The sequence below is a fragment of the Streptomyces sp. NPDC033131 genome (assembly GCF_055578365.1).
Genome location: NZ_JBVIPA010000023.1, coordinates 22372 through 44898 on the forward strand (window position 1 = coordinate 22372; position 22527 = coordinate 44898).

Below are 22527 nucleotides of genomic sequence, written 5' to 3' on the forward strand. Positions count from 1 at the left end.
CGCTGGGACGCTTGAGTCTCAGCTCAGTTCCGCGGGCGGTGTCCGCTGCTTGTTCACTGCGTCCACCCGCACCAGCTCACCCCAGACGACGTACCGGTACGTGGACGTGAACACCGGCGTGCAGGTCGTCAGGGTGATGTAGTGGCCCGCCTTCTTCTTGCCGGACTCCTTGGGGACCGCCGACAGGACCTTGACGTTGTACTTCGAGGTCTCGGGAAGGACCGCGTAGACCTTGTAGACGTACCACTTGTCCTTCGTCTCGAAGACGATCGGGTCGCCCTTCTTGAGCTTGTCGATGTTGTGGAACTTCGCGCCGTGGCCGTCGCGGTGGGCGGCGAGGCTGAAGTTGCCCTTCTTGCCGGTGGTGGGGAGCGCGGACTTGACCGGGTCGGTGTAGTAGCCGGCGACGCCGTCGTTGAGGATCTTCGACGACGTGCCCTTCTCGACCAGGACCTCACCGTTCTTCATCGCGGGCACGTGCAGGAAACCGATGCCGGCCCCGGGGCTGAAGGCGCCGCGACCGGCGTCCTGCTGCGCGGCCCAGTTGTCGCGGACCTTGTCGCCCTGCTGGTCCGCCTTGCGGTCGGCGAGGACGTTCGTCCACCACAGCGAGTAGACGACGAAGAGTCCGAGGACCAGGCCCGCGGTGATGAGGAGTTCGCCGAAGAGACTGACCGCCAGGGCGATCCGGCCCATGCCGCGGCGACGCGGTGCGGGCGCGGGTCCGGACGTGCCGGTCTGTTCTGCGGTGCCGTCGGTGGTCGCTGCCACTTGTCATCTGCCCTTACTCGACGAGCGCATCCGGCTTGCCCTTGCTGCGCGACCGTTCCTCGACCATCTTGCCCCAGACGATCAACCGGTACTTGCTGGTGAACTCCGGGGTGCACGTGGTGAGGGTGATGTAGCGACCCGCCGTCGTGAACCCCGACCCCGGGGGAATGGGATCCAGCACGCTGATGTTGCTAGGCGACGTCACCGGCAGGATCGACTCCATCTTGTAGACGAAGTACTTGTCCTGCGTCTCCACCACGATCGCGTCGCCCCGCTGGAGCCTGTTGATGTACCGGAACGGCTCGCCGTGGGTGTTGCGGTGGCCCGCCAGCCCGAAGTTGCCGGTCTTCGCGTCGGGCATCGCCGTCTTCAGCGGATCCTCGCCGTAGTGGCCGACCATGCCCCGGTCCAGCACCTTCTTGTTGCTGATGCCCTCCGCGATCGGCACCACCACGTCCAGCTTCGGGATGTGCAGCATGGCGAAGCCCTGCCCCGGCGAGAACGCCCCGGGGTTGCGCTTGCCGTTCGCCCAGTCGTCCTGGAGGCTGCTCGCCGCCTTGTCCGCCTGCGCATGCGCCCGGACGTTCGTCCACCACAGCTGGTAGGTGACGAACAGCAGCATGAGGACGCCGGTGGTGATGAACACCTCACCGATCGCCCGGCTCGCGACGACGGCCGGACCGGGTTTGCTCGCCCGTGCCCGCTGCCGTGCCTCCACCCGGGAGAGCGGCCTGCCCTCGTCGGAAGACTCCGGCGACCCCGCAGACGTCTCAGGAGCGCCCCCATGACGCCCACGACGCCCCTTGGCTGCCCTTCTCCGGGCCGCACGCCCACCGGCGGGGGATCCTGTGGCAGGCGAGGCGGCTGAGGCTCCAGAAGCGGCTATGGACTCGCCGCCGACCGGGCCCGTCGGCGGCTCGGGTATCCGCAGCGCCACCGTCTCGTCGTCGAGGGGCGGTGCGTAGGGCATCTCGTTGCTCAGAGGCGGTTCGTACGGCACCGCGTTGCCGATGGGCGGTTCGTACGGCACCGAGTCGTACGACTCGTACGGCGCCCCTCCGTACGAGTCCTCGCGCTCGGGGCGCAGCGCGGTCACGCCGTGGCCCTGCCCACCACCGGGGCGAGCCCCGCCGACCTCGCCACCGCGCCCTGGTCCCCGCACTCAAGCAGCCAGTTGGCCAGCATCCGGTGCCCGTGCTCCGTCAGCACCGACTCGGGGTGGAACTGAACCCCCTCGACGGGCAGCTCCCGGTGGCGCAGCCCCATGATGATGCCGTCGTGGGTACGGGCCGTGACCTCCAGCTCGGCCGGGACCGTGGCCGGCTCGGCGGCCAGCGAGTGGTACCGGGTCGCCGTGAAGGGCGTCGGCAGCCCGGCGAAGACGCCGCCGCCCTCGTGCTCGACCAGCGAGGTCTTGCCGTGCAGCAGCTCGGGCGCACGGTTCACGACACCGCCGTACGCCACCTGCATCGACTGCATGCCCAGGCACACGCCGAAGACGGGCACGCCGGTCGACGCGCAGTGGCGCACCATGTCGACGCAGATCCCGGCCTCCTCGGGCGTCCCGGGGCCCGGCGACAGCAGTACGCCGTCGAAGCCGTCCTGGGCGTGCGCCGTCGACACCTGGTCGTTGCGCAGCACCTCGCACTCGGCGCCCAGCTGGTACAGGTACTGGACCAGGTTGAAGACGAAGCTGTCGTAGTTGTCGACGACGAGAATCCGCGCGCTCACTGGTTGTCCACCGTCACATCGTTGAAGGGCAGCAGCGGTTCGGCCCACGGGAAGACGTACTGGAAGAGGACGTAGACCACAGCAACGACCAGCACGAGTGAGATGAGCGCCTTCAGCCAGGCGTTCCCCGGCAGATGCCGCCAGATAAAGCTGTACATGCCGTCCCTTCTGTCGCACCACGGCACCAGACTCACGCCGTACCGCACCAGACTAACGGCGCAGGGCCGGTGGTTTCCCTGCCTCCACAGGCTGTGTGGAGTCCAGGTGCGCCCAGACGATCAGCCGGTGGCTGTGCCCCCACTCCGGATCGCACGTGGTCAGGGTGAGGTAGCGGCCCGGACGCGTATACCCCGACTTACGTGGCACGGGGTCGATCACCTCGACGTCCGAGGGCACGGTTTTGTAGGGGCCTTTGTCGATCCGATACGTGAACCAGGTCGTCCCGTCCGTCAGCACCACCGCGTCACCCCGTCGCAGCCTCGGAAAGTCCTTGAAGGGATCGCCGTACGTCCGCCGGTGTCCGGCGACCGCGAAGTTGCCCCGCTGTCCGAGCTGCGCGGTCCCCACGTAGTGCCCGAGGCCCTTCTTCAGGGTCTTGGTCGCGGTGTTCTCCAGCACGGGCTTGTTCCACGTGAAACCAAGCCGCGGAATGTACATGATCGCGAAGGGCTGCCCCGCCGCGTACGCCGCCGGCTCGGGCGGACTCTGGGAACCACCCGCCGTCGCCGTGGGCCGCACGGGCTCCTGTGACCACTGCTCGTGCAACCGGTCGATCTGGTCGCCCATGACATCGTCGGCCTGCACACCTGTCCAGAACAGTACATAGGCGACGAACAGGACTATCAGAGCGCCGACGGTGACGCACACCTCACTGACGGTCCTGATCACGACGCGCACCGGCAGCTCCTGGGGGCCTACTCGGGAGTCACTCCACGGGCTTCGCGTACTGCAGATCCACTGTGCCCGAGTAGCCGGGCAGAGTCACCGCCCCGTCCTCTTCGACTTTCCATCCGAGCCCGTAGACGTTGACGTACACCATGTAGTTCTGGATCGCCGGGCTCTCCGCCAGCGCCTTCTGCAGCGCGTCCGGGTCCCCGACCGCCGTGATCTTGTACGGCGGTGAGTAGACCCGGCCCTGGAGGATCAGCGTGTTGCCCACGCAGCGCACGGCGCTGGTCGAGATCAGCCGCTGGTCCATGACCTTGATGCCCTTGGCCCCGCCCCGCCACAGGGCGTTCACCACGGCCTGGAGGTCCTGCTGGTGGATGACCAGGTAGTCGGGCTGCGGCTCGGGATAGCCGGGGAGCTTGGCTGTCGCGTTGGGCGGGGCGTCGTTGAGCGTGACCGAGACCGCCTTGCCCGAGAGCTTCTGCGTGCCCGCGTTCTTTTCCAGGGCCGCGAGCTTGTCGTCCTCGGCCTTGGTGCTGCCGTCGTCGCGCTCGGCGAGCGAATCGATGTCGCGGCGCAGGACACCGTTGGACTCGTCCAGCTCGCCGTTCTTGCGGCTGCGCTCATGGATGAGGTCGGACAGCTTCAGCAAGGAGGCGTCCGTCCGGATGTTGGTGCCCTTGGCCGTGTCGAAGCTCGTGAAGAAGATGAGCCCCGCGAGAGCGAAGACGGCCGCCGTCAGCACCCGCACGGGCCGGAAACGTCGCCGGCCGGCTGGACTGGATCCCGTCCCGGGAAAGTCGGCAGAATTGCTCAACGTACCCTTATCTCCTTCGGCGGCGCGGAAGCACTACGCTAACGGACGCCCGGGGGAGCACTAAGTGTCCCCTTGTACGCTGCCCCGGAGCCCGCCCCAGTTCCCTGCGCGGCCACAGCGCATCGACAGGAGAGACCCTCGTGCCGAAGTCACGTATCCGCAAGAAGGCCGACTACACGCCGCCCCCGGCGAAGCAGGCGACCACCATCAAGCTGAACAGCCGCTCGTGGGTCGCACCCGTGATGCTGGCCATGTTCCTCATCGGCCTGGCCTGGATCGTCGTCTTCTATGTGACCGACGGTTCGCTGCCGATCGACTCGCTGGCCAACTGGAACATCGTGGTGGGCTTCGGCTTCATCGCCGCCGGATTCGGTGTTTCCACACAGTGGAAGTAGCTCTGCCCAGGGGTATCCGCTGAGTTATCCACAGCCCTGCGCAAATTTCCACAGCTCGCTGGGGAAAAGACGACGATCTGTGGATAACCCATCGGGGGTTGACGCCGGTACGACTGACACACCGGTAACCGAAACCCTGTTCGCCCCCTGCCTGACCTGCGGAAACTCGGGTCAGCGACAGGGGGCACAGCTGTTCCCGCACGGTATGCACAGGACTCGCCACTCGCTGTGGACAACGGCCGCTCAGCTGCGGGAACGCACGCTTCAACTGAGCTGTGCGGTCCTCAGGATTGTCATGACCACGACTGCGGCCAGTACCAGCGCGCAGGTGCCGTACTGGATCAGGGCTCGGCGCTCGCGCGGCGCGTGGACCATGGCGTAGCCGGTGATGAGGCCGGCCACCAGGCCGCCGATGTGCGCCTGCCAGGAGATGTTGAATCCGGGGTTGAACGTGAAGATGAGGTTGATCACCAGGAGGGCGATGATCGGCCGCAGGTCGTAGTTCTGGCGGCGCATGAGAACGGCGGTGGCGCCGAAGAGGCCGAAGATGGCCCCGGAGGCGCCGAGGGTGGCCGTCGTCGGCGAGGAGAGCAGATACGCCAGTGCGCTGCCGGCGAGGCCCGAGACGAAGTAGACGGCGAGGTAGCGGGCTCTGCCGAGGGCGGCTTCGAGGGGGCCGCCCAGGAACCACAGGCTGAGCATGTTGAAGCCGATGTGCCATACCTCGTTGTGCGTGAACATCGAGGTGACCAGGCGGTACCACTCGCCGCCGGCGACGCCTTCGGTGGGCTCGAAGGGGGCGGGCGGCCAGGCACCGATGAGGACCAGGTCGCTCAGCAGGGCAGACCGGGCCTGGACCGCGATGAACACCGCGACGTTGATGCCGACCAGGATCTTGGTGAGCAGGCGGGGGTCGGCCACGATCGTGCCGCCGGCGATGGTGCGCGGCTGGGTGGCGGTGGGGGCGTGGCCGGTGCCGGAGCCGCCGCGGACGCAGTCGGGGCACTGGAAGCCGACGGAGGCGCTGACCATGCACTCGGGGCAGATGGGCCGTTCGCAGCGGATACAGCGAATACCCGTCTCGCGGTCCGGGTGCCGGTAGCAGCCGGGCAGGCTCTGGGCGCCCTGCGAGCTGCTTGCCGCCTGGTCCATGGCATCCCCTAAGTCGTCGTACACATACACCGCCCCGCACATCCTTACGGACGAGCGGGGCGATTGGTTCCCTTCGCGCAGGCCGGAGAGAGGTCTCGTCTCAGCCTTCGCGGGTCTCGATGACGACCGACTCGATGACGATGTCGTTGACCGGCCGGTCGTTGGGGCGGGTCGTCGGGACGGCGGCGATGGCGTCGACGACCTTCTGGCTGGCCGGGTCGGTGATCTCACCGAAGATGGTGTGCTTGCGGTTGAGCCAGGCCGTCGGGGAGACGGTGACGAAGAACTGCGAGCCGTTGGTACCCGGGCCGGCGTTGGCCATGGCCAGCAGGTACGGCTTGTTGAAGGAGAGATCGGGGTGGAACTCGTCCTCGAACTCGTAGCCCGGCCCACCGATGCCGGTGCCGAGCGGGTCGCCGCCCTGGATCATGAAGCCGCTGATGACACGGTGGAAGATCGTGCCGTCATAGAGCTTCTTCGTGGACTTCTCGCCGGTGGCGGGGTGGGTCCACTCGCGCTCACCCTGGGCGAGCTCGACGAAGTTGCGGACCGTCTTGGGGGCGTGGTTCGGCAGAAGCCGGACTTCGATGTCGCCGTGGTTCGTCTTCAGGGTGGCGTAAAGCTGCTCGGCCACGATCTGCCTTCCGTTGTTCTTCTGTGCCCTTCCGATCCTTGCACGGTTCCTGCCCTGCGTCGTCCGGCACCCGCCCGGGGCCGGGTGTTCGGAGGTTTCGCGGACAGAAATCCGGTCGAGTGGTCACGGGGCGGGGGCGCTGCGCGGCGATCCGTGGCATTGTCGACGACAAGCTCCCGTTGCCCTGTATTCATCCGCTATTGCACGTGATCAGTTCTCGAGCAGTGCTTGATCGCAGATGCTCCGGAGTCCGTGGCTGTGACCCGGATGCCCGCCCTGCACATGCCTAAGAGCTCGCTGACAGGCATGATCCGTAAAAGGGTGGAAAGTCGAAATACCGTACGCCACCGAGGAGGAGGAACCCGTGACCCGCATCGACAGCGTGCGCGCCGCGACCGGCTCGGCGAAGGACAGCGTGCTGCACGCCGCGGAAGTGGTGGCGCCCTACGCCGACACGGCCAAGGACAGGGCCTCGCACTACGCGCAAGAGGCACGCGTACGGCTCGCGCCGAAGGTGTCGCAGGCCGCCGAACAGGCTCGTGTCCAGTACGACGCCCATCTCGCGCCGCGTCTGGAGTCCGCCCGTTCGCAGGCTCTCGCACATGTCCCGCCGAAGGTCGACCATGCCGCCCACGAGGCCGCGACCCGCACCCGTAAGGCGGCCAAGCAGGCCGCCGACTATTCCCGGCCGAGGATCGAGCAGGCGGTGGCCGTGACGGGCCCCGTCCGCGACGAGGCCGCAGCCCGTAGCGTGGCCGCGTTGGCGGCGCTCCGCGGCCAGGTCTCGCCGAAGGACATCCACAAGCTTGTCCGCAAGCACGAGCGGCGGGCGCGGGCCGGTCGCCTCGCCAAGGCGCTGGCGGTGGCGGGCCTCGTCGCCGGCGGAGCCTTCGCCGCATGGAAGTGGTGGGACAAGCAGGCCAACCCGGACTGGCTGGTCGAGCCGCCCGCCGCCACTGAGGTACCGGAGTCGAGCCGTCTGACCTCGGTCGACGGCAGCGGCCAGGCCGTACTCGACCCGGAGGTGCAGGCCAAGCAGGCCGAGGAGGAGGCTGCACACCGCGACGAACGCGGCTGAGCCAGATATTGGTGTGGGGCGGAAGACCATGCGTCTTCCGCCCCACTGCGGTCTGTACCTGCGCCCCCGGCTGCGCGTGTTTCACGTGAAACGCCGCCCGCTGGTGCCCCAGACGTGGTCCCGTCACGAAAAAACGCCCTCCGAACTGCGTTTCCGCAGTTCGGAGGGCGTTTCTCTTGTGGAGCCTAGGGGAGTCGAACCCCTGACATCTGCCATGCAAAGACAGCGCTCTACCAACTGAGCTAAGGCCCCGGAAGATGGCCGACCGCCCGGAAGAACCGCGTACCGGGGGGCGACGCAGACCAGAGTACCGGGTCACCCCCCGGATCTCGCAAAAAGATTGGGGGTCCCCGTGGACGACCACTCTCCGTAAGATGCTCCGCGTGGTTCGCTACAGCGAACCACCGTTTTTTGGGGAAGCGATGGGGAGACGCAATGGACGCCGCACAGCAGGAAGCCACCGCAAGAGCGCGGGAACTGCAGCGGAACTGGTATGGGGAGCCGCTGGGGGCGCTCTTCCGTAAGCTCATAGACGATCTTGGTCTCAACCAGGCTCGTCTCGCGGGGGTGCTGGGACTGTCCGCGCCGATGCTGTCGCAGCTGATGAGCGGTCAGCGGGCGAAGATCGGCAATCCTGCCGTGGTACAGCGGGTGCAACTGCTCCAGGACCTGGCGGGTCAGGTCGCGGACGGCAGCGTCAGCGCGGCCGAGGCGACCGAACGCATGGAGGAGATCAAGAAGTCGCAGGGGGGTTCGGTGCTCAGCAACACCACACAGACGACGAGCAGTTCGGGAGCGCCCACGGTCAAGCGGGTGGTCCGCGAGATCCAGTCGCTGCTGCGCTCGGTGGCGGCCGCGGGAGACATCATCGAGGCGGCCGACACTCTCGCCCCCACCCACCCGGAACTGGCAGAGTTCCTCCGGGTGTACGGGGCGGGCCGCACCTCCGACGCGGTCACGCACTACCAGTCCCACCAGAGCTGAACCCGCGGCCCGGTTACCGGAGGGGGTTCGGCAGCCGGGCCGACGGCCGAGGAGGAACGCGAGGGGGTCGCGTTCCTCGCCGGGAGGGACACGCGGGGGTGTGTCCCACACCGGCGAGGACGCGAGAGGGGTCGTATCGCTCATCACGGGGGAAGCAGGGAGAAGCAAGGGGGTAACCGAAGGGGGAGGGGCGACGCACAGCCATGGGTGAGGTCTTCGCCGGCCGGTACGAACTGGCCGATCCGATCGGGCGCGGAGGAGTGGGCGCCGTCTGGCGTGCCTGGGACCACCGCCGCCGCCGGTACGTCGCCGCCAAGGTCCTCCAACAGCGCGACGCGCACGCGCTGTTGCGCTTCGTCCGCGAACAGGCGCTGCGGATCGACCACCCTCATGTGCTCGCGCCCGCCAGCTGGGCCGCCGACGACGACAAAGTCCTGTTCACCATGGACCTGGTCGCCGGCGGTTCGCTGGTCCACCTCGTCAACGACTACGGGCCGCTGCCGCCCGCCTTCGTCTGCACGCTCCTGGACCAGCTCCTGGCGGGACTTGCCGCGGTGCATGCGGAAGGCGTCGTCCACCGCGACGTCAAGCCCGCCAACGTGCTCCTCGAAGCCACCGGCACGGGCCGGCCTCGACTGCGCCTGTCCGACTTCGGCATCGCGATGCGGCTGGGCGAACCGCGCCTGACCGAGACCAACCTCGTGGTGGGAACGCCCGGTTATCTCGCGCCCGAGCAGATGATGGGCGCGGAACCGGACTTCCCCGCGGACCTGTTCGCCGTGGGGCTGACCGCGCTGTATCTCCTGGAGGGCGCCAAACCCGACGCCAAGGCCCTCATCCAGTACTTCACCGCACACGGCACTCCGAGCGCCCCCCAGGGCATCCCGGACCCGCTGTGGCAGGTCGTGGCCTCGCTCCTGCAGCCCGATCCGCACGCCCGCTTCCGCACGGCCACGGGCGCGCGCAAGGCACTCGCATCGGCCGTAGAACTCCTTCCCGAGCCAGGTCCCGACGACGAGATCATCGAGGTCTTCGATCAACTCGGCCCTCTCCCTGCGGGCTTCGCCCCGACCGGCCCGCTCAAGCGGGCACCGGGGGTGGAGACGGGGTCGACTTCGCGGTGGCCGACAGAAGGGGCATCCCGGTCGGGAGGAGAGGCTTACTCGTCGGCAGGGGGAGCGTCGCGGACGGAAGACAGGGGCTGGTCGGCCGCGGGGGCCGCCGGCCGGATGGAGGGGCCCGGACCGGTGGCCGACGCTGCCGGGCGGATGGAGGGGCCCGGGGCGTCGGTGGCCGACGCTGCCCGGCGGATGGAGGGGCCCGGGGCGTCGGTGGCCGACGCTGCCCGGCGGATGGAGGGGCCCGGGGCGTCGGTGGCCGACGCTGCCCGGCGGATGGAGGGGCCCGGGGCCGGATCCGGAGCTGCCGGCCCACCGGGGGAAGCAGCTGAAGTGCCGCAGGGGGCCGCAGGGTGGGCGGGCGGTGATGGCGGCCGTGTCCCGTCCACGCCAGGGATGAGTCCGCCTCTCCGTCCCGCTGAGGGTCCGCCCTCCCGGCCGGAAGCCGCGGGCATCCCCCTCGGTCCGGACCCAGGGCACGCCGCTTCCCCGCAGGAAGACGCGAACTCGGCATCCGGATCGGCAGGCGCTGCTCCAGCCGTACAGCAGGATGAGGCCCCCTTGGCCGCCCGCCCCCGCATGGATCCCTTCGGGCCCGGTCCAGGCACGGGCTCCATGGGCGCCCAGGTCGGCTCGGGCCACATACCCTCCGCTCCTGGTGCAGACTCCGTACCCCCGCACGAGGCGAGCGGCGCCACCCCAGTCGGCCAGGCCGCGGAGACCGTGTCCCCTCATCTCCGGCAGGGCACCGGTTGGACATCGCCCCCGGGCGGGGACGTGCCACCGCCCGCTCCCGCCCCAACTGCCGTACACCCGCAGTCGTCGGCTCCGACCGCCGAGGGCCTGGAGGCACAACCGCCCTCCATGTCGGACACCGGCAGCTTCCACCTGCCGCCTCCGCAGACCACCATCAGCCCGTCCGCCCAAGCGTCCACCCCGCATGGGCCGCACGGCCAACCACAGCCGCAGGCACACCGGCAACCACAGCCACACGCGCAGGCACACCCACAGCCCCAGTCCCGGCCCGAGCCCCACCACGCTCAGCCCCGCTCAACTCCCCCGGCCCCTGCGGCGCCCACTGCCTCCCCCTACGACCCCACGCACGTCCTCTCCTCCCCCCCGCCTCATGCCGCCGCCCCCCACCACGCCCCGTACGCCCCCACCACAGCCCTGCACCAGCGCGCTGAACCCTCTACTGCTTCGTACACCGCTCAAGCCCCGCAGGTTCCACCTCCCGCGCAGGCAACGTCTCAGCCGCGCCACCGAGCAGCCCGCCCCGCACGCCGCGCCGGGCCATCCGCCAAGGTGGCGATCCCGCTCCTGCTTCTCGCGCTGGCCTGCTACGCGGTGGGTTTCTGGGCCGTGACCCGAATCTGATTCACCCTCGGCCGTACCGAGCCCTCACCACCCGCGCTGTCGGGCACCGGGCCCTTCACCGGCCGGGGGCCGCCGGCTCACCCAGGCGGCGTCATGCCGCCGCCACGCCCCGCCGATCCCCCGACTCGGGTCGCGCCCCTCACCAGGCCCCGGCTCGCCCCCGCCTACGCCCCAGCCCCATCCACACCCCAAGCACCATCAGTACCGCGGTCCCGCCGCCGATGCCCGCCACCGCAATCACCTTCATCACGGTGTCCCCGCCTGTAGCAGCCGTCTCCCCGGTGTCCGAGGCCGCTGTCTCCCGCTCCTGGGCTGTGGCCTGGAAGACGTCCCGCGGCTGGGAGGGCCCCGAGTACGCAGGACCGGCCTCCGCCGTGTGTGTGACCCGCAGGCGCAGGGTCACGTCGAAGGGGCCGTCGCCGACGCCGTCGGCCATGTGGGCCGCGAGATGGACGACCAGGTAGTACGAACCGGCGAACCGCATGCCGCTGACGTGGTCGGAGACCGCAAAGCGATTGGCGTACGCGACCGGTGGCAGTGGTCTGAGCGCCGCCGACTTCTGACTGCCGTCGTAGCCGACCCCGTCGTCGTCGACGTGGCCGCGCACGGGGTTGTAGAGGGACAGCGTCAGCGCGCTGGGCACGAAGTCGGTGTCGCCGCTCACGCTGCCCAGTTCGGCGGTGGCGTAGAGCTGCTGGCCCCAGTCCACGGGCACCGCGTAGAAGAGGGTCTGGCCGGGTCGGACGTCGTCGAGCCAGACGCCCTGCGCCACGGACGTCGCCGCGCCGAAGCCCGCACCGCCCTTTCGGCGCTCTGGTTCACCGCCGGGGGGCGCGGGCGAGGCGGAGTCCCAGACCTCGGGCGCGCTCGTCGCACCGGCCTGCTCGAGTCGCGGTTCCCGTACGGGAGCGAGCTCCAGGCCCCACTGCTCCAGGGAGAACGGGGAGGAACCCGTCGCCCTCTGGACCCGTTCGACGAGCAGGTAGTAGGTGCCGGCCTCCTTGCACACGGACCCGCGGCGCGAGGCCTCGCGCTCGCCCAGGGCCGTGAGGGGACGGGCACTGCGGCCGGCACCGATGCTGACGGTGTCGACGGAGCAGGTGTGGCTGTCGGCGTCCTGGACCGTCACCTTGACGCCGTCGCCGGCGGAGACCTCCGTACCCGGGGGAGGGACGGCCGTGACGGAGACGTACACGTTCGACGTGGCGTCGAGTTCGAGACGGTAGAACTGCTCACCGGTGGCCGGGAGGGAGCTGCGGTACGTCGTACCGGGTTCCAGGCGTTCGGCGTCCGCAGTGCTCGTTTCGCCCGAGACCGACCGAGCGTCCTCGTCGAAGGCGTACGAGCCCGGTGCCCCGGCCGCCCACGCGGGCGGACCGCTCAGCGCCGCCGCGACTCCCAGCAGCGTGCCCACGGCGGCCGCCCGCACGACGGCTCCACGACCGCGCCGTGTCGCCGCCCGCCACCACGCCGTACGCCGCCCCATCACGCGCCACCCCTCGTCGAACTCCGGACCGGGACCGGGGCCCATCCTGCCCCGCCGCGCGGCACGCCATCCGTGCAATCCGTACGAGCGTCCGAAACACCCGACTCGCAACACAAAACCCCGACCGCGAGGCGGCCGGGGTCTGTTCAGATTCGCTTGTCGGTACTCAGGAACCCGTGGGCACGGAGTCAGTCGCCTCCGTCCACAGATCCTGCTCGGCGCGATCCGCCTGGATCTGGCGGTACACGAGGAGCCCGCCGATGGCGGCCAGTGCGACCAGGAGAAGCTTCTTCACCGCGCGACCTCGTCTTTCGTTGACGTAGGGGACTTCTGGCGCCCGACTATACACACCGACCGAGACCGATCAGTGACCTACGTCGGGCCCTCAACTCCCGTCCCGGACACCGCAATAGAAGCGGACCCGGGCGCTCCGATCAGAGGGTGATCGCACCCTCACGAAGGGTGATTTCGACCCCTCTTATCCCGTATTCCCTCATTTTCGACCCTCTTGCACCCATCCGAGTGGTGTTCATCAGAACATCGCCGCGCCACGGGCGTCGGTCCACCACTTCACGGCCCCCATACACATGATGAGGAAAGTACGCAAATCGCCCAACCCGAAAGTGAGGGGCCATGGCCCGGAACAACAAGGTCATGAAGCTGTGGACCGCCATCGTCACCGCCTTCCTGGCACTGTGCACGACGCTCGGCCTGATCACGACGACCGCCGCCGCGGCCGTACCGCAGACCGAGAAGACCCGCAACAGCACCGCGCCCACGACGACGACACCGGCGACGCCCCTCTGGTCCTGGTCCTGCACCAGGGCCCTGCCCCCCACGATGAAACAGCGCATCCACGCCGAGGCCCACGGCAAGACCCCCAGCTGCCGCCACCGCCCCTCGACGGACACGGAAGCGGACACGGACACGGAAGTGGACGCGAGTGCGGAGTCGAGCACCGAGAGCGGTCCGGACGCGGCCCCGGCAGCCCCTCTCCGACGCTGACCGCACACTCCAACCCGGCACACTGACGTAACGGCGAACTTGCGTACGCCCCAAGAACACACCGAGCCCCGACCGCCCCGCGGTCGGGGCTCGACTGCTGGCGCCGGCCGGAACCAACCCTGGCCACCGCAACAGCCTGTCCCTGCACGCCGGCCCTGAGGCCCTCACTCCGACCAGCGAGGATCCGGTGAACGGCAAAGGCCCCCAACCATGACCGGTTGGGGGCCTTCGTGCTGGTGGGGCTAACAGGATTTGAACCTGTGGCCTCATCCTTATCAGGGATGCGCTCTAACCAACTGAGCTATAGCCCCGCCGCGCTCTGCGGGGTGTGTCCCGCGCGCTGACCCCTGAAGATTAGCGCACGACGCGGGCAGTCCCAAAATCGGTATCCGGTGACCGTCAGCAGGCGTCGGACGGCAAACTCACTCGTCCTCCGCCAGCGTCAGCTCGACGCCACCGACGAAGCCCGCGGAGAGGTTGTAGATGAACGCGCCGAGGGTCGCGAGGGCGGTCGCCAGGACGACGTCGATGACCGCGATGATCGCCGTGAACGTCAGGACGTTCGGGAGCGACAGGAACGACTGGAGGTCGAAGCCGTTCGACTCGTTCGAGCCGGTGGCCTCCGAAATCGTGCCGCCGACCGTCGAGAAGACGCCCATCGCGTCCATGACCATCCACAGCACGGCTGCCGCGACGATCGTGCAGATGCCCAGCGCGATGGAGAGCAGGAAGCTGACCTTCATCACGGACCACGGGTCGGCCTTCGACACCCGCAGGCGCGCCTTGCGGGTGCGGGGCGTGGTGCGCGCGCCGGTGCGGGGGCGGCGTACGGCACTCGCCGGGCCCGCCTGCGAGGCGTAGGCCTGCGGCGGGTGGTACGGCCCGGCGGGCTGCTGCGGCTGCCGCTCCCCGGGCAGCGGGGAGGTCGCCTCGGGCGGCGCCGGCTGGGCCGACGGCTGCGGCTGAGGCTGGGCGCCCGGAGCGGCCGTGGCCTGGCCCGCGCCGGTGGCGGGCCGCTGGGCCTGCGGACCTCGGGTGTCCGTCACAGTTCCCCCCTGGGATCCATGCGTGTCGGGCGAGGGCGACCCGGTCCCGGGGGACTTGATCGCCTGCAGGTTGGTCGTGTGCGGATCTGTCGCTTGCGGGTCTGGCGTGCCCGCGCCCGTCATGTGCGAGTCTGTTGCATTCGCGGCGGAGCCACGGCCGCCGCCGTCCGTTTCCTTGCCGGCAGAATTACCGGCTGAGGTACCGACCGAACCGGCGCCCGTGGCTCCGCTCACGATGACTCACTCCTCGCCTACTCGGACGAGGGCGCCTCGCCCTCGTCCGTGCCGATGATCGCGGCAACCTCGGCGGTCTCGTCGACGGCCACGTCGCCGTCGACTTCCTCCGCCTCGCGCCCCGCCTCGGCGTTACGTGCGATGCCGACCACGGCATCGCGCTTGCCCAGGTTGATCAGTTGGACGCCCATGGTGTCACGGCCCGTCTCCCTGACTCCGCTGACTCGCGTACGAATCACGCCGCCCGAGAGCGTGATGGCGAGGATCTCGTCGGTCTCCTCGACCACCAGCGCACCGACGAGCGATCCACGATCCTCCACGATCTTGGCGGCCTTGATGCCGAGGCCGCCGCGACCCTGGACGCGGTACTCGTCGACGTTGGTCCGCTTCGCGTACCCGCCGTCCGTAGCAGTGAACACGAACGTACCGGGTCGAACAACATTCATCGAGAGCAGCTCGTCGCCCTCGCGGAAGCTCATGCCCTTTACGCCCGAGGTGGCACGCCCCATGGGACGCAGTGCGTCGTCCGTGGCGGTGAACCTGATCGATTGAGCCTTCTTGCTGATCAGAAGCAGATCATCTTCGGCCGAAACAAGTTCGGCTCCGATCAGTTCGTCGTCCGAACCGGCCTCCGTCTCGCGGAGGTTGATCGCGATGACACCACCGGAACGCGGCGAATCGTAATCCTTCAGAGGCGTCTTCTTGACCAGGCCGCCCTTCGTGGCCAGCACCAGGTACGGCGCCACCTCGTAGGTACGGATCGCGAGGATCTCGGCGATCGCCTCGTCCGGCTGGAAGGCCAGCAGGTTGGCCACGTGCTGTCCACGCGCGTCACGCCCGGCGTCCGGAAGCTCGTACGCCTTCGCCCGGTAGACCCGGCCCTTGTTGGTGAAGAACAGCAGCCAGTGGTGCGTGGTGGACACGAAGAAGTGGTCGACGATGTCGTCTTCCTTGAGCTTCGCGCCGCGCACGCCCTTGCCGCCGCGCTTCTGGGCGCGGTAGTCGACGGTCTTGGTGCGCTTGACGTAGCCACCGCGCGTGACCGTGACGACGATGTCCTCCTCGGCGATCAGGTCCTCCATGGACATGTCGCCGTCGTAGGGCACCAGCATGGTCTTGCGGTCGTCGCCGAACTTCTCGACGATCGCGGCGAGTTCCGCGCTGACGATGCCGCGCTGGCGGACCGGGGAGGCGAGGATCGCGTTGTACTCGGTGATCTTCGCCAGGAGTTCGTCGTGCTCCTGGATGATCTTCTGGCGCTCCAGGGCTGCCAGTCGCCGCAGCTGCATCTCCAGGATGGCGTTCGCCTGGATCTCGTCGATCTCCAGGAGCTCCATCAGGCCCGTGCGCGCGATCTCGACGGTGTCACTGCGCCGGATCAGCGCGATGACCTCGTCGATGGCGTCCAAAGCCTTCAGCAGACCGCGCAGGATGTGCGCCCGCTCCTCGGCCTTGCGCAGCCGGAACTTCGTACGCCGGACGATGACCTCGATCTGGTGCGTCACCCAGTGCCGGATGAACGCGTCCAGCGAGAGCGTGCGCGGCACACCGTCGACCAGCGCCAGCATGTTGGCGCTGAAGTTCGACTGCAGTTCGGTGTGCTTGTAGAGATTGTTCAGAACGACCTTGGCGACCGCGTCCCTCTTCAGGACGATGACCAGACGCTGGCCCGTACGGGACGACGTCTCGTCGCGGACGTCCGCGATGCCGCCGACCTTGCCGTCCTTCACCAGGTCGGCGATCTTCTGCGCGAGGTTGTCGGGGTTGACCTGGAACGGCAGCTCCGTGATCACCAGACACTGGCGGTTCTGGATCTCCTCGACCTCGACGACCGCGCGCATGGTGATCGAGCCGCGGCCCGTGCGGTAGGCCTCCTCGATGCCCTTGCGGCCCACCACCAGGGCGCCGGTCGGGAAGTCGGGGCCCTTGATGCGCTCGATCAGGGCGTCGAGCAGCTCCTCGTGCGTGGCCTCCGGGTTCTCCAGGCACCACTGGGCGCCGGCCGCGACCTCCCGCAGGTTGTGCGGCGGGATGTTGGTCGCCATGCCGACCGCGATACCGGCCGAGCCGTTGATCAGCAGGTTCGGGAAGCGGGCCGGCAGGACGGTCGGCTCCTGGGAGCGGCCGTCGTAGTTGTCCGTGAAGTCGACGGTCTCCTCGTCGATGTCACGGACCATCTCCATCGACAGCGGCGCCAGCTTGCACTCGGTGTACCGCATGGCGGCCGCGGGGTCGTTGCCCGGAGAGCCGAAGTTGCCGTTGGAGTCCACCAGCGGCATCCGCATCGACCACGGCTGCGCCAGGCGGACCAGCGCGTCGTAGATCGAGGAGTCGCCGTGCGGGTGGTAGTTGCCCATGACGTCGCCGACGACACGGGCACACTTGTAGAAGCCCTTCTCGGGCCGGTAGCCGCCGTCGTACATGGCGTACAGGACGCGGCGGTGAACGGGCTTGAGACCGTCCCGGACGTCGGGCAGCGCACGCGAGACGATGACGGACATCGCGTAGTCGAGGTACGAGCGCTGCATCTCCGTCTCGAGCCCGACGGGCTCGACACGCTGGGCGATCTCGCCGCCCGCTTCGGGGATGAGGGGGGTGTTCTCGTCGGCCATTGCTGGTGAAGATCCTTCCTGGTGCGGTCAGCTGAGACCGACTCAGATGTCGAGGAAGCGGACGTCCTTGGCGTTGCGCTGGATGAACTGGCGGCGCGCCTCGACGTCCTCGCCCATGAGGACCGAGAACAGGTCGTCGGCCTGGGCGGCGTCGTCGAGGGTGACCTGGCCGAGGACGCGGTGCTCCTGGTCCATCGTCGTGATGCGCAGCTCCTCGGCGTTCATCTCGCCGAGACCCTTGAAGCGCTGCACCGAGTCGTCCCTGATGCGCTTGCCGTTCTGGCGGCCGAGTTCGATCAGGGCGTCGCGCTCGCGGTCGGAGTACGCGTACTCGAAGTCGTCCTTGCCCCACTTGATCTTGTAGAGCGGGGGACGCGACAGGAACACGTGCCCGGCCTCGACCAGCGGGCGCATGAAGCGGAACAGGAAGGTCAGCAGCAGGGTGTTGATGTGCTGGCCGTCGACGTCGGCGTCCGCCATCAGGATGATCTTGTGATAGCGCAGCTTCTCGATGTCGAAGTCCTCGTGGACTCCGGTGCCGAAGGCCGAGATCAGCGCCTGGATCTCCTGGTTCTGCAGGATCTTGTCGATCCTGGCCTTCTCCACGTTCAGGATCTTGCCGCGGATCGGGAGGATCGCCTGGTACTCCGGGTTTCGGCCGGACTTGGCCGAGCCGCCGGCGGAGTCACCCTCGACGATGAAGATCTCGCACTTGACGGGGTCGTTCGACTGGCAGTCGGAGAGCTTGCCCGGCAGGGAGGCCGTCTCGAGGAGGCCCTTGCGCCGCGTGAGGTCCCTGGCCTTGCGGGCCGCCACGCGCGCGGTGGCCGCCTGGATGCCCTTGCGGACGATGTCCGCCGCCTCGTTCGGGTTGCGGTCCAGCCAGTCGTTCAGGTGCTCGTAGACCGCCTTCTGCACGAAGGTCTTGGCCTCCGTGTTGCCCAGCTTGGTCTTGGTCTGGCCCTCGAACTGCGGCTCGCTGAGCTTCACCGAGATGATCGCCGTCAGACCCTCGCGGATGTCGTCACCCGTGAGGTTGTCGTCTTTCTCGCGCAGCAGCTTCTTGTCGCGCGCGTACTTGTTGATCAGGTTGGTGAGCGCCGCGCGGAAGCCCTCTTCGTGGGTACCGCCCTCGTGCGTGTGGATGATGTTCGCGAAGGAGTAGACGCCCTCGGTGTAACCGCTGTTCCACTGCATCGCGACTTCGAGGGACAGGCTCTTGTCCTTGTCCTCGGCCTCGAGGTCGATCACCGTCGGGTGTACCGCCTCTCCCTTGCGGGAGTTGAGGTACTTCACGAAGTCGACGATGCCGCCCTCGTAGTGGTACGTGACGGTCTTGACGTCGGCGGTCTCGTCCGCGCCCGCCTCGTCCGCCCCGGAGGTGGCCTTCGCCGACTCGCGCTCGTCGGTGAGCTTGATCGTCAAGCCCTTGTTGAGGAACGCCATCTCCTGGAAACGCCGCGAGAGCGTCTCGAAGGAGTACTCGGTGGTCTCGAAGATGTCGCTGTCGGCCCAGAAGGTGACCGCCGTACCGGTCTCGTCCGTGGCCTCGTGCTTGACCAACGGCGCCGTGGGGACGCCCATCTTGTAGTCCTGCGTGTGGCGGTACCCGTCGGTCTTGACCTCGACGGCGACCTTCGACGACAGCGCGTTCACGACGGAGACGCCCACGCCGTGCAGACCACCGGAGACCGCGTAGCCGCCGCCGCCGAACTTGCCGCCCGCGTGCAGCACGGTCAGCACGACCTCGAGGGCCGGCTTGCCCTCGGAGGCGACGATGCCCACCGGGATGCCACGGCCGTTGTCGACGACCCGGACGCCGCCGTCGGCGAGGATCGTCACATCGATGGTGTCCGCGTGGCCGGCCAGCGCCTCGTCGACCGAGTTGTCTACGACCTCGTACACGAGGTGGTGAAGTCCACGCTCACCTGTCGAGCCGATGTACATACCGGGTCGCTTGCGGACCGCGTCCAGGCCCTCGAGGACGGTGATGGCGCTGGCGTCGTACGCCGTGGCCACTGCTGAGGCCTCGGCAACGGCCGGGGCCTCGGTGGACAGGATGTTCTCGTTGGGGTTGCCGGAATCGGCCACGAAGCGCCCTTTCTGGCACAGCACGAGCCGGGCTCGTCGGCGGGTTGCCGGAGCGGCTGCGGCATGTTGCGTTGTTAAGCCTTGATCAGCGTTGCTCAGCTTTTCCCGGACGGTCCCCACGTTTGGGGCGGGATTAGCTTCCAGTCTACCGGTAGCGCCGACAGTGATGGGGGTTTGCCGGTACCTGAGTCCGCATGTGCCGCCCTCAACCGGCATCTGCCGGGTCCCCATATACGGAACGGGGCTCAAAGAGGCTCACGCAGGCACTCAGCGCTTCGGGCTGTCAACCCGTGGCTACTTGGGAGTCACGTCGGGATTCGCCACCGCGTGCAGCGACGCGAAGCGATCACGCGGGATCTGCGGTTGTGAAGTCCATCACTCTCGGACACGGCCACTCACCGAGGGCCGCGGCCGGTCACCCACGGGTGCGCACGTCATCCGTAGGTGTCGCCCGGTCCCGTACTGCCGGGGGCGCGCAGCGGGCCGTAGCGGCGCGGCGGGCCGCCAGGACCCTGCACCTTGATCAGCTTCACCGCGCCCTGGCCCAGGTCCTCGTTCAGCCGCGCGACCAGCTGCGGGGCGAGCAGACGCAGGTTCGTCGCCCACGCCGTGGAGTCGCATCGGACGATCAGGACCCGCTCGTCCTCGTCGTACTTCTCCGGCTCGCAGTGTTTGGCCAGGTCCTCGCCGACGATCTGCGGCCAGCGGCCCATCACTCCGCCCACCGCGGCCGGCGCCTCCCAGCCGCGCTCGGTGATCAGCCGGTTGATCGCTGCGCCCAGCGCCATGGGATCACGTCCATCGGCGCGCGCGCCGGAGCGCAGACCGCCGCGACGCGCCTGCTTCTTCTGCTGCACCGCGTCCCCACGCGCGCGTGCCTGCTCCTTCGCCGCGCGCAACGCCACGCGCGCGAGGTCGACGCCGGAGGGTTCGGGCTGCTTGCCGGGGACCGGCCCGTCTTCGGTGCTCATGCGCGCTCCACCGTCCCGTCCGACACGGTGTACCGCGTCCCCGTCAGTACATGCGGTACGTCGTCGTCGACCGCGGCCGTCACCAGGACCTGCTCGCCCGGCGCGACCAGTTCGGCCAGGCGCTCGCGGCGACGAGTGTCCAACTCGGCGAACACGTCGTCCAGGACGAGCACGGGCTCGTTGCCCTCCGCCCTGAGCAGGTCGTACGACGCCAGACGCAACGCCAGCGCGTACGACCACGACTCGCCGTGCGAGGCGTACCCCTTCGCGGGCAACTGGCCGAGCTTGAGCAGCAGTTCGTCCCGGTGCGGCCCGACGAGGGTCACCCCTCGTTCGATCTCCTGCTTGCGCGCCTCGGCCAGCGCGGCCATGAGCTGCTCGTAGAGGTCCTCGCGCGTGTGCGCCTCACCCGGCGCGGACGGCCTGTACTCCAGCGCGACGGGGCCGCCGCCGGGGGCCAGCTGCTCGTACGCCTTGTCGGCGAGCGGCTGGATCGCCGCGACCAGGTCGAGGCGCTGGGCGAGCAGCTCGGCACCCACGCGCGCGAGATGCTGGTCCCAGACGTCGAGGGTGGACAGGTCCATGGAACGGCCGCCGTGCCGACGGGCGAGCGCGGCCGACTTCAGCAGCGTGTTGCGCTGCTTGAGGACGCGCTCGTAGTCGGAACGAACGCCGGCCATGCGCGGCGAGCGTGCCGTGATCAGCTCGTCGAGGAACCGGCGCCGCTCACCGGGATCGCCCTTGACCAGTGCCAGGTCCTCGGGCGCGAACAGCACAGTCCGTACGATCCCCAGCACGTCACGCGGTCTGACCTGCGAGGATCTGTTGATGCGGGCCCGGTTGGCCCGGCCGGGGTTCAGCTCCAGCTCGACCAGCTGCTGCCGCTCGCCCTGCCTGACCTGGGCCCGGATCACCGCGCGGTCGGCGCCCATGCGGACCAGGGGCGCGTCCGAGGAGACGCGGTGGCTGCCGAGGGTGGCGAGGTAGCCGATGGCCTCGACCAGGTTCGTCTTGCCCTGCCCGTTCGGGCCGACGAAGGCGGTGACGCCCGGGTCTAGCGGGACCTCGACCCGGGCGTACGAGCGGAAGTCGGCCAGCGACAGATGCGTGACGTGCATGGTCGTGCGTGACCTCCCCCGGCTCGTGGACTGCGACTTCTGGACCGCAGCTCGTGGACTGCAGCCCGTGGGCTGTGGGACTACAGCCATGGACTGCAGCTGTGGACTGCTGTGCAGCCCTGTGGATTACTTCTTCTCGACCGCGTGGCCGCCGAACTGGTTCCGCAGCGCGGCGATCATCTTCATCTGCGGCGAGTCCTCCTGGCGCGACGCGAACCGCGCGAAGAGGGAGGCCGTGATCGCGGGCAGCGGCACGGCGTTGTCGATGGCGGCTTCCACGGTCCAGCGTCCCTCGCCGGAGTCCTGGGCAAAACCCTTCAGCCTGTCCAGGTGCTCGTCCTCGTCGAGGGCGTTCACCGCGAGGTCGAGGAGCCAGGAGCGGATCACCGTGCCCTGCTGCCAGGAACGGAAGACCTCCCGGACGTCGGTCACGGAGCCGACCTTCTCCAGGAGTTCCCAGCCCTCGGCATAGGCCTGCATCATCGCGTACTCGATGCCGTTGTGGACCATCTTCGCGAAGTGGCCCGCACCGACCTTGCCGGCGTGCACCGAGCCCAGGTCGCCCTCCGGCTTGAGGGCGTCGAAGACCGGCCGCACCTTGGCGACGTTCTCCGCGTCGCCGCCGTACATCAGCGCGTAGCCGTTCTCCAGGCCCCAGACGCCGCCGGAGACACCGCAGTCGACGAAACCGATGCCCTTGGCGGCCAGCTCCTCCGCGTGCTTCTCGTCGTCCGTCCAGCGGGAGTTCCCGCCGTCCACGACGACGTCGCCGGGCTCCAGCAGCTCCGCGAGCTCGTCGACGGTCGACTGGGTCGCGGCACCGGCCGGGACCATCACCCAGACCACCCGCGGGCCCTTGAGCTTGCCCACAAGCTCGGCGAGGCTGTGGACATCGGCGACGTCCGGGTTGCGGTCGTATCCGATGACGGTGTGGCCTGCGCGGCGGATCCGCTCGCGCATGTTGCCGCCCATCTTGCCGAGGCCGACGAGACCGAGCTCCATCAGTTGTTCCTTAGGTT

Annotated in this window: 21 protein-coding genes and 2 tRNA genes; 5 read left to right on the plus strand and 18 right to left on the minus strand. The window is 68.8% G+C overall.

Features of this window, described 5'->3' with window-relative positions:
* Positions 1-18: 18 nt before the first annotated feature.
* Genes ACZ5XS_RS26745 through ACZ5XS_RS26770 form a run of 6 tightly spaced genes read right to left on the minus strand, consistent with a single transcriptional unit; the run spans position 19 to position 4207 of the window.
* A complete protein-coding gene (locus ACZ5XS_RS26745) occupies positions 19-771 on the minus strand; it encodes a class E sortase (RefSeq protein ID WP_468655424.1) in 753 nt (250 codons plus the stop codon).
* Between the two features lie 13 nt (positions 772-784).
* The gene (locus ACZ5XS_RS26750; RefSeq protein ID WP_468655426.1) at positions 785-1867 is read right to left on the minus strand and encodes a class E sortase; all 1083 of its coding nucleotides are present in this window, start codon (positions 1865-1867) and stop codon (positions 785-787) included.
* The gene (locus tag ACZ5XS_RS26755; RefSeq protein WP_468655428.1) at positions 1864-2502 is read right to left on the minus strand and encodes an aminodeoxychorismate/anthranilate synthase component II; all 639 of its coding nucleotides are present in this window, start codon (positions 2500-2502) and stop codon (positions 1864-1866) included. Before ACZ5XS_RS26755 ends, ACZ5XS_RS26750 begins: the two co-directional genes overlap by 4 nt.
* Complete coding sequence (locus ACZ5XS_RS26760; protein ID WP_217243028.1) at positions 2499-2660, minus strand: hypothetical protein; 162 nt, start codon at positions 2658-2660, stop codon at positions 2499-2501. The genes ACZ5XS_RS26755 and ACZ5XS_RS26760 overlap by 4 nt, the downstream gene beginning before the upstream one ends.
* 52 nt (positions 2661-2712) lie before the next feature.
* Positions 2713-3399, minus strand: coding sequence for a class E sortase (locus ACZ5XS_RS26765; protein WP_468655430.1), 687 nt, complete (start codon positions 3397-3399; stop codon positions 2713-2715).
* Between the two features lie 28 nt (positions 3400-3427).
* The gene (locus tag ACZ5XS_RS26770; protein WP_217243030.1) at positions 3428-4207 is read right to left on the minus strand and encodes a DUF881 domain-containing protein; all 780 of its coding nucleotides are present in this window, start codon (positions 4205-4207) and stop codon (positions 3428-3430) included.
* Between the two features lie 140 nt (positions 4208-4347).
* Between ACZ5XS_RS26770 and crgA the strand changes: the two genes are divergently transcribed.
* Positions 4348-4602 carry a cell division protein CrgA gene (crgA, locus tag ACZ5XS_RS26775; RefSeq protein WP_468655432.1) on the plus strand — a complete coding sequence of 85 codons (255 nt, stop codon included), beginning with the start codon at positions 4348-4350 and terminating at the stop codon, positions 4600-4602.
* Positions 4603-4866: 264 nt separating this feature from the next.
* Here crgA and ACZ5XS_RS26780 read toward each other — a convergent pair whose 3' ends face one another.
* On the minus strand, positions 4867-5754 hold the full coding sequence (locus ACZ5XS_RS26780; RefSeq protein WP_468655434.1) for a rhomboid family intramembrane serine protease: 888 nt from the start codon (positions 5752-5754) through the stop codon (positions 4867-4869).
* A gap of 100 nt (positions 5755-5854) precedes the next feature.
* A complete protein-coding gene (locus ACZ5XS_RS26785; RefSeq protein WP_468655436.1) occupies positions 5855-6388 on the minus strand; it encodes a peptidylprolyl isomerase in 534 nt (177 codons plus the stop codon).
* Between the two features lie 364 nt (positions 6389-6752).
* Between ACZ5XS_RS26785 and ACZ5XS_RS26790 the strand changes: the two genes are divergently transcribed.
* Complete coding sequence (locus tag ACZ5XS_RS26790; RefSeq protein WP_468655438.1) at positions 6753-7466, plus strand: DUF5324 family protein; 714 nt, start codon at positions 6753-6755, stop codon at positions 7464-7466.
* 179 nt (positions 7467-7645) lie between these two features.
* Here the strand turns inward: ACZ5XS_RS26790 and ACZ5XS_RS26795 are convergent.
* Positions 7646-7718: transfer RNA gene (locus ACZ5XS_RS26795), tRNA-Ala, on the minus strand.
* 183 nt (positions 7719-7901) lie between these two features.
* On the opposite strand from ACZ5XS_RS26795, the gene ACZ5XS_RS26800 reads away from it, so the two are divergent.
* On the plus strand, positions 7902-8450 hold the full coding sequence (locus tag ACZ5XS_RS26800) for a helix-turn-helix domain-containing protein (RefSeq protein ID WP_145868300.1): 549 nt from the start codon (positions 7902-7904) through the stop codon (positions 8448-8450).
* Positions 8451-8653: 203 nt separating this feature from the next.
* The gene (locus ACZ5XS_RS26805; RefSeq protein ID WP_468655440.1) at positions 8654-10945 is read left to right on the plus strand and encodes a serine/threonine-protein kinase; all 2292 of its coding nucleotides are present in this window, start codon (positions 8654-8656) and stop codon (positions 10943-10945) included.
* 139 nt (positions 10946-11084) lie between these two features.
* Here ACZ5XS_RS26805 and ACZ5XS_RS26810 read toward each other — a convergent pair whose 3' ends face one another.
* Complete coding sequence (locus tag ACZ5XS_RS26810; RefSeq protein ID WP_468655442.1) at positions 11085-12374, minus strand: hypothetical protein; 1290 nt, start codon at positions 12372-12374, stop codon at positions 11085-11087.
* 223 nt (positions 12375-12597) lie between these two features.
* A complete protein-coding gene (locus ACZ5XS_RS26815; RefSeq protein ID WP_003999697.1) occupies positions 12598-12726 on the minus strand; it encodes a DLW-39 family protein in 129 nt (42 codons plus the stop codon).
* Positions 12727-13064: 338 nt separating this feature from the next.
* Between ACZ5XS_RS26815 and ACZ5XS_RS26820 the strand changes: the two genes are divergently transcribed.
* Complete coding sequence (locus ACZ5XS_RS26820) at positions 13065-13436, plus strand: DUF6344 domain-containing protein (RefSeq protein ID WP_468655444.1); 372 nt, start codon at positions 13065-13067, stop codon at positions 13434-13436.
* Positions 13437-13670: 234 nt separating this feature from the next.
* On the opposite strand, the gene ACZ5XS_RS26825 is transcribed toward ACZ5XS_RS26820, so the two are convergent.
* From ACZ5XS_RS26825 to gnd, 7 genes are all read right to left on the minus strand, one after another.
* A tRNA-Ile gene (locus ACZ5XS_RS26825) sits at positions 13671-13747 on the minus strand.
* Positions 13748-13858: 111 nt separating this feature from the next.
* Complete coding sequence (locus ACZ5XS_RS26830) at positions 13859-14716, minus strand: DUF3566 domain-containing protein (RefSeq protein ID WP_468655446.1); 858 nt, start codon at positions 14714-14716, stop codon at positions 13859-13861.
* Positions 14717-14733: 17 nt separating this feature from the next.
* Positions 14734-17328, minus strand: a complete 2595-nt coding sequence (gene gyrA, locus ACZ5XS_RS26835; RefSeq protein WP_468655448.1) for a DNA gyrase subunit A — start codon at positions 17326-17328, stop codon at positions 14734-14736.
* Between the two features lie 42 nt (positions 17329-17370).
* Positions 17371-19443, minus strand: coding sequence for a DNA topoisomerase (ATP-hydrolyzing) subunit B (gene gyrB / locus ACZ5XS_RS26840; RefSeq protein WP_468655450.1), 2073 nt, complete (start codon positions 19441-19443; stop codon positions 17371-17373).
* A gap of 410 nt (positions 19444-19853) precedes the next feature.
* Positions 19854-20390 carry a DciA family protein gene (locus ACZ5XS_RS26845; RefSeq protein ID WP_468655452.1) on the minus strand — a complete coding sequence of 179 codons (537 nt, stop codon included), beginning with the start codon at positions 20388-20390 and terminating at the stop codon, positions 19854-19856.
* On the minus strand, positions 20387-21508 hold the full coding sequence (gene recF / locus ACZ5XS_RS26850; protein WP_468655454.1) for a DNA replication/repair protein RecF: 1122 nt from the start codon (positions 21506-21508) through the stop codon (positions 20387-20389). Before recF ends, ACZ5XS_RS26845 begins: the two co-directional genes overlap by 4 nt.
* A 126-nt stretch (positions 21509-21634) precedes the next feature.
* A complete protein-coding gene (gene gnd / locus ACZ5XS_RS26855; RefSeq protein WP_468655456.1) occupies positions 21635-22510 on the minus strand; it encodes a phosphogluconate dehydrogenase (NAD(+)-dependent, decarboxylating) in 876 nt (291 codons plus the stop codon).
* Between the last annotated feature and the right edge of the window lie 17 nt (positions 22511-22527).

What these genes read in the sequence shown, in the direction of transcription:
- ACZ5XS_RS26760 (WP_217243028.1), bottom strand. Translation starts at nt 2,660, where the DNA reads ATGTACAGCTTTATCTGGCGGCATCTGCCGGGGAACGCCTGGCTGAAG.
- ACZ5XS_RS26780 (WP_468655434.1), bottom strand. Translation starts at nt 5,754, where the DNA reads ATGGACCAGGCGGCAAGCAGCTCGCAGGGCGCCCAGAGCCTGCCCGGC.
- ACZ5XS_RS26800 (WP_145868300.1), top strand. Translation starts at nt 7,902, where the DNA reads ATGGACGCCGCACAGCAGGAAGCCACCGCAAGAGCGCGGGAACTGCAG.
- ACZ5XS_RS26805 (WP_468655440.1), top strand. Translation starts at nt 8,654, where the DNA reads ATGGGTGAGGTCTTCGCCGGCCGGTACGAACTGGCCGATCCGATCGGG.
- ACZ5XS_RS26820 (WP_468655444.1), top strand. Translation starts at nt 13,065, where the DNA reads ATGGCCCGGAACAACAAGGTCATGAAGCTGTGGACCGCCATCGTCACC.
- gyrA (WP_468655448.1), bottom strand. Translation starts at nt 17,328, where the DNA reads ATGGCCGACGAGAACACCCCCCTCATCCCCGAAGCGGGCGGCGAGATC.
- ACZ5XS_RS26845 (WP_468655452.1), bottom strand. Translation starts at nt 20,390, where the DNA reads ATGAGCACCGAAGACGGGCCGGTCCCCGGCAAGCAGCCCGAACCCTCC.
- recF (WP_468655454.1), bottom strand. Translation starts at nt 21,508, where the DNA reads ATGCACGTCACGCATCTGTCGCTGGCCGACTTCCGCTCGTACGCCCGG.
- gnd (WP_468655456.1), bottom strand. Translation starts at nt 22,510, where the DNA reads ATGGAGCTCGGTCTCGTCGGCCTCGGCAAGATGGGCGGCAACATGCGC.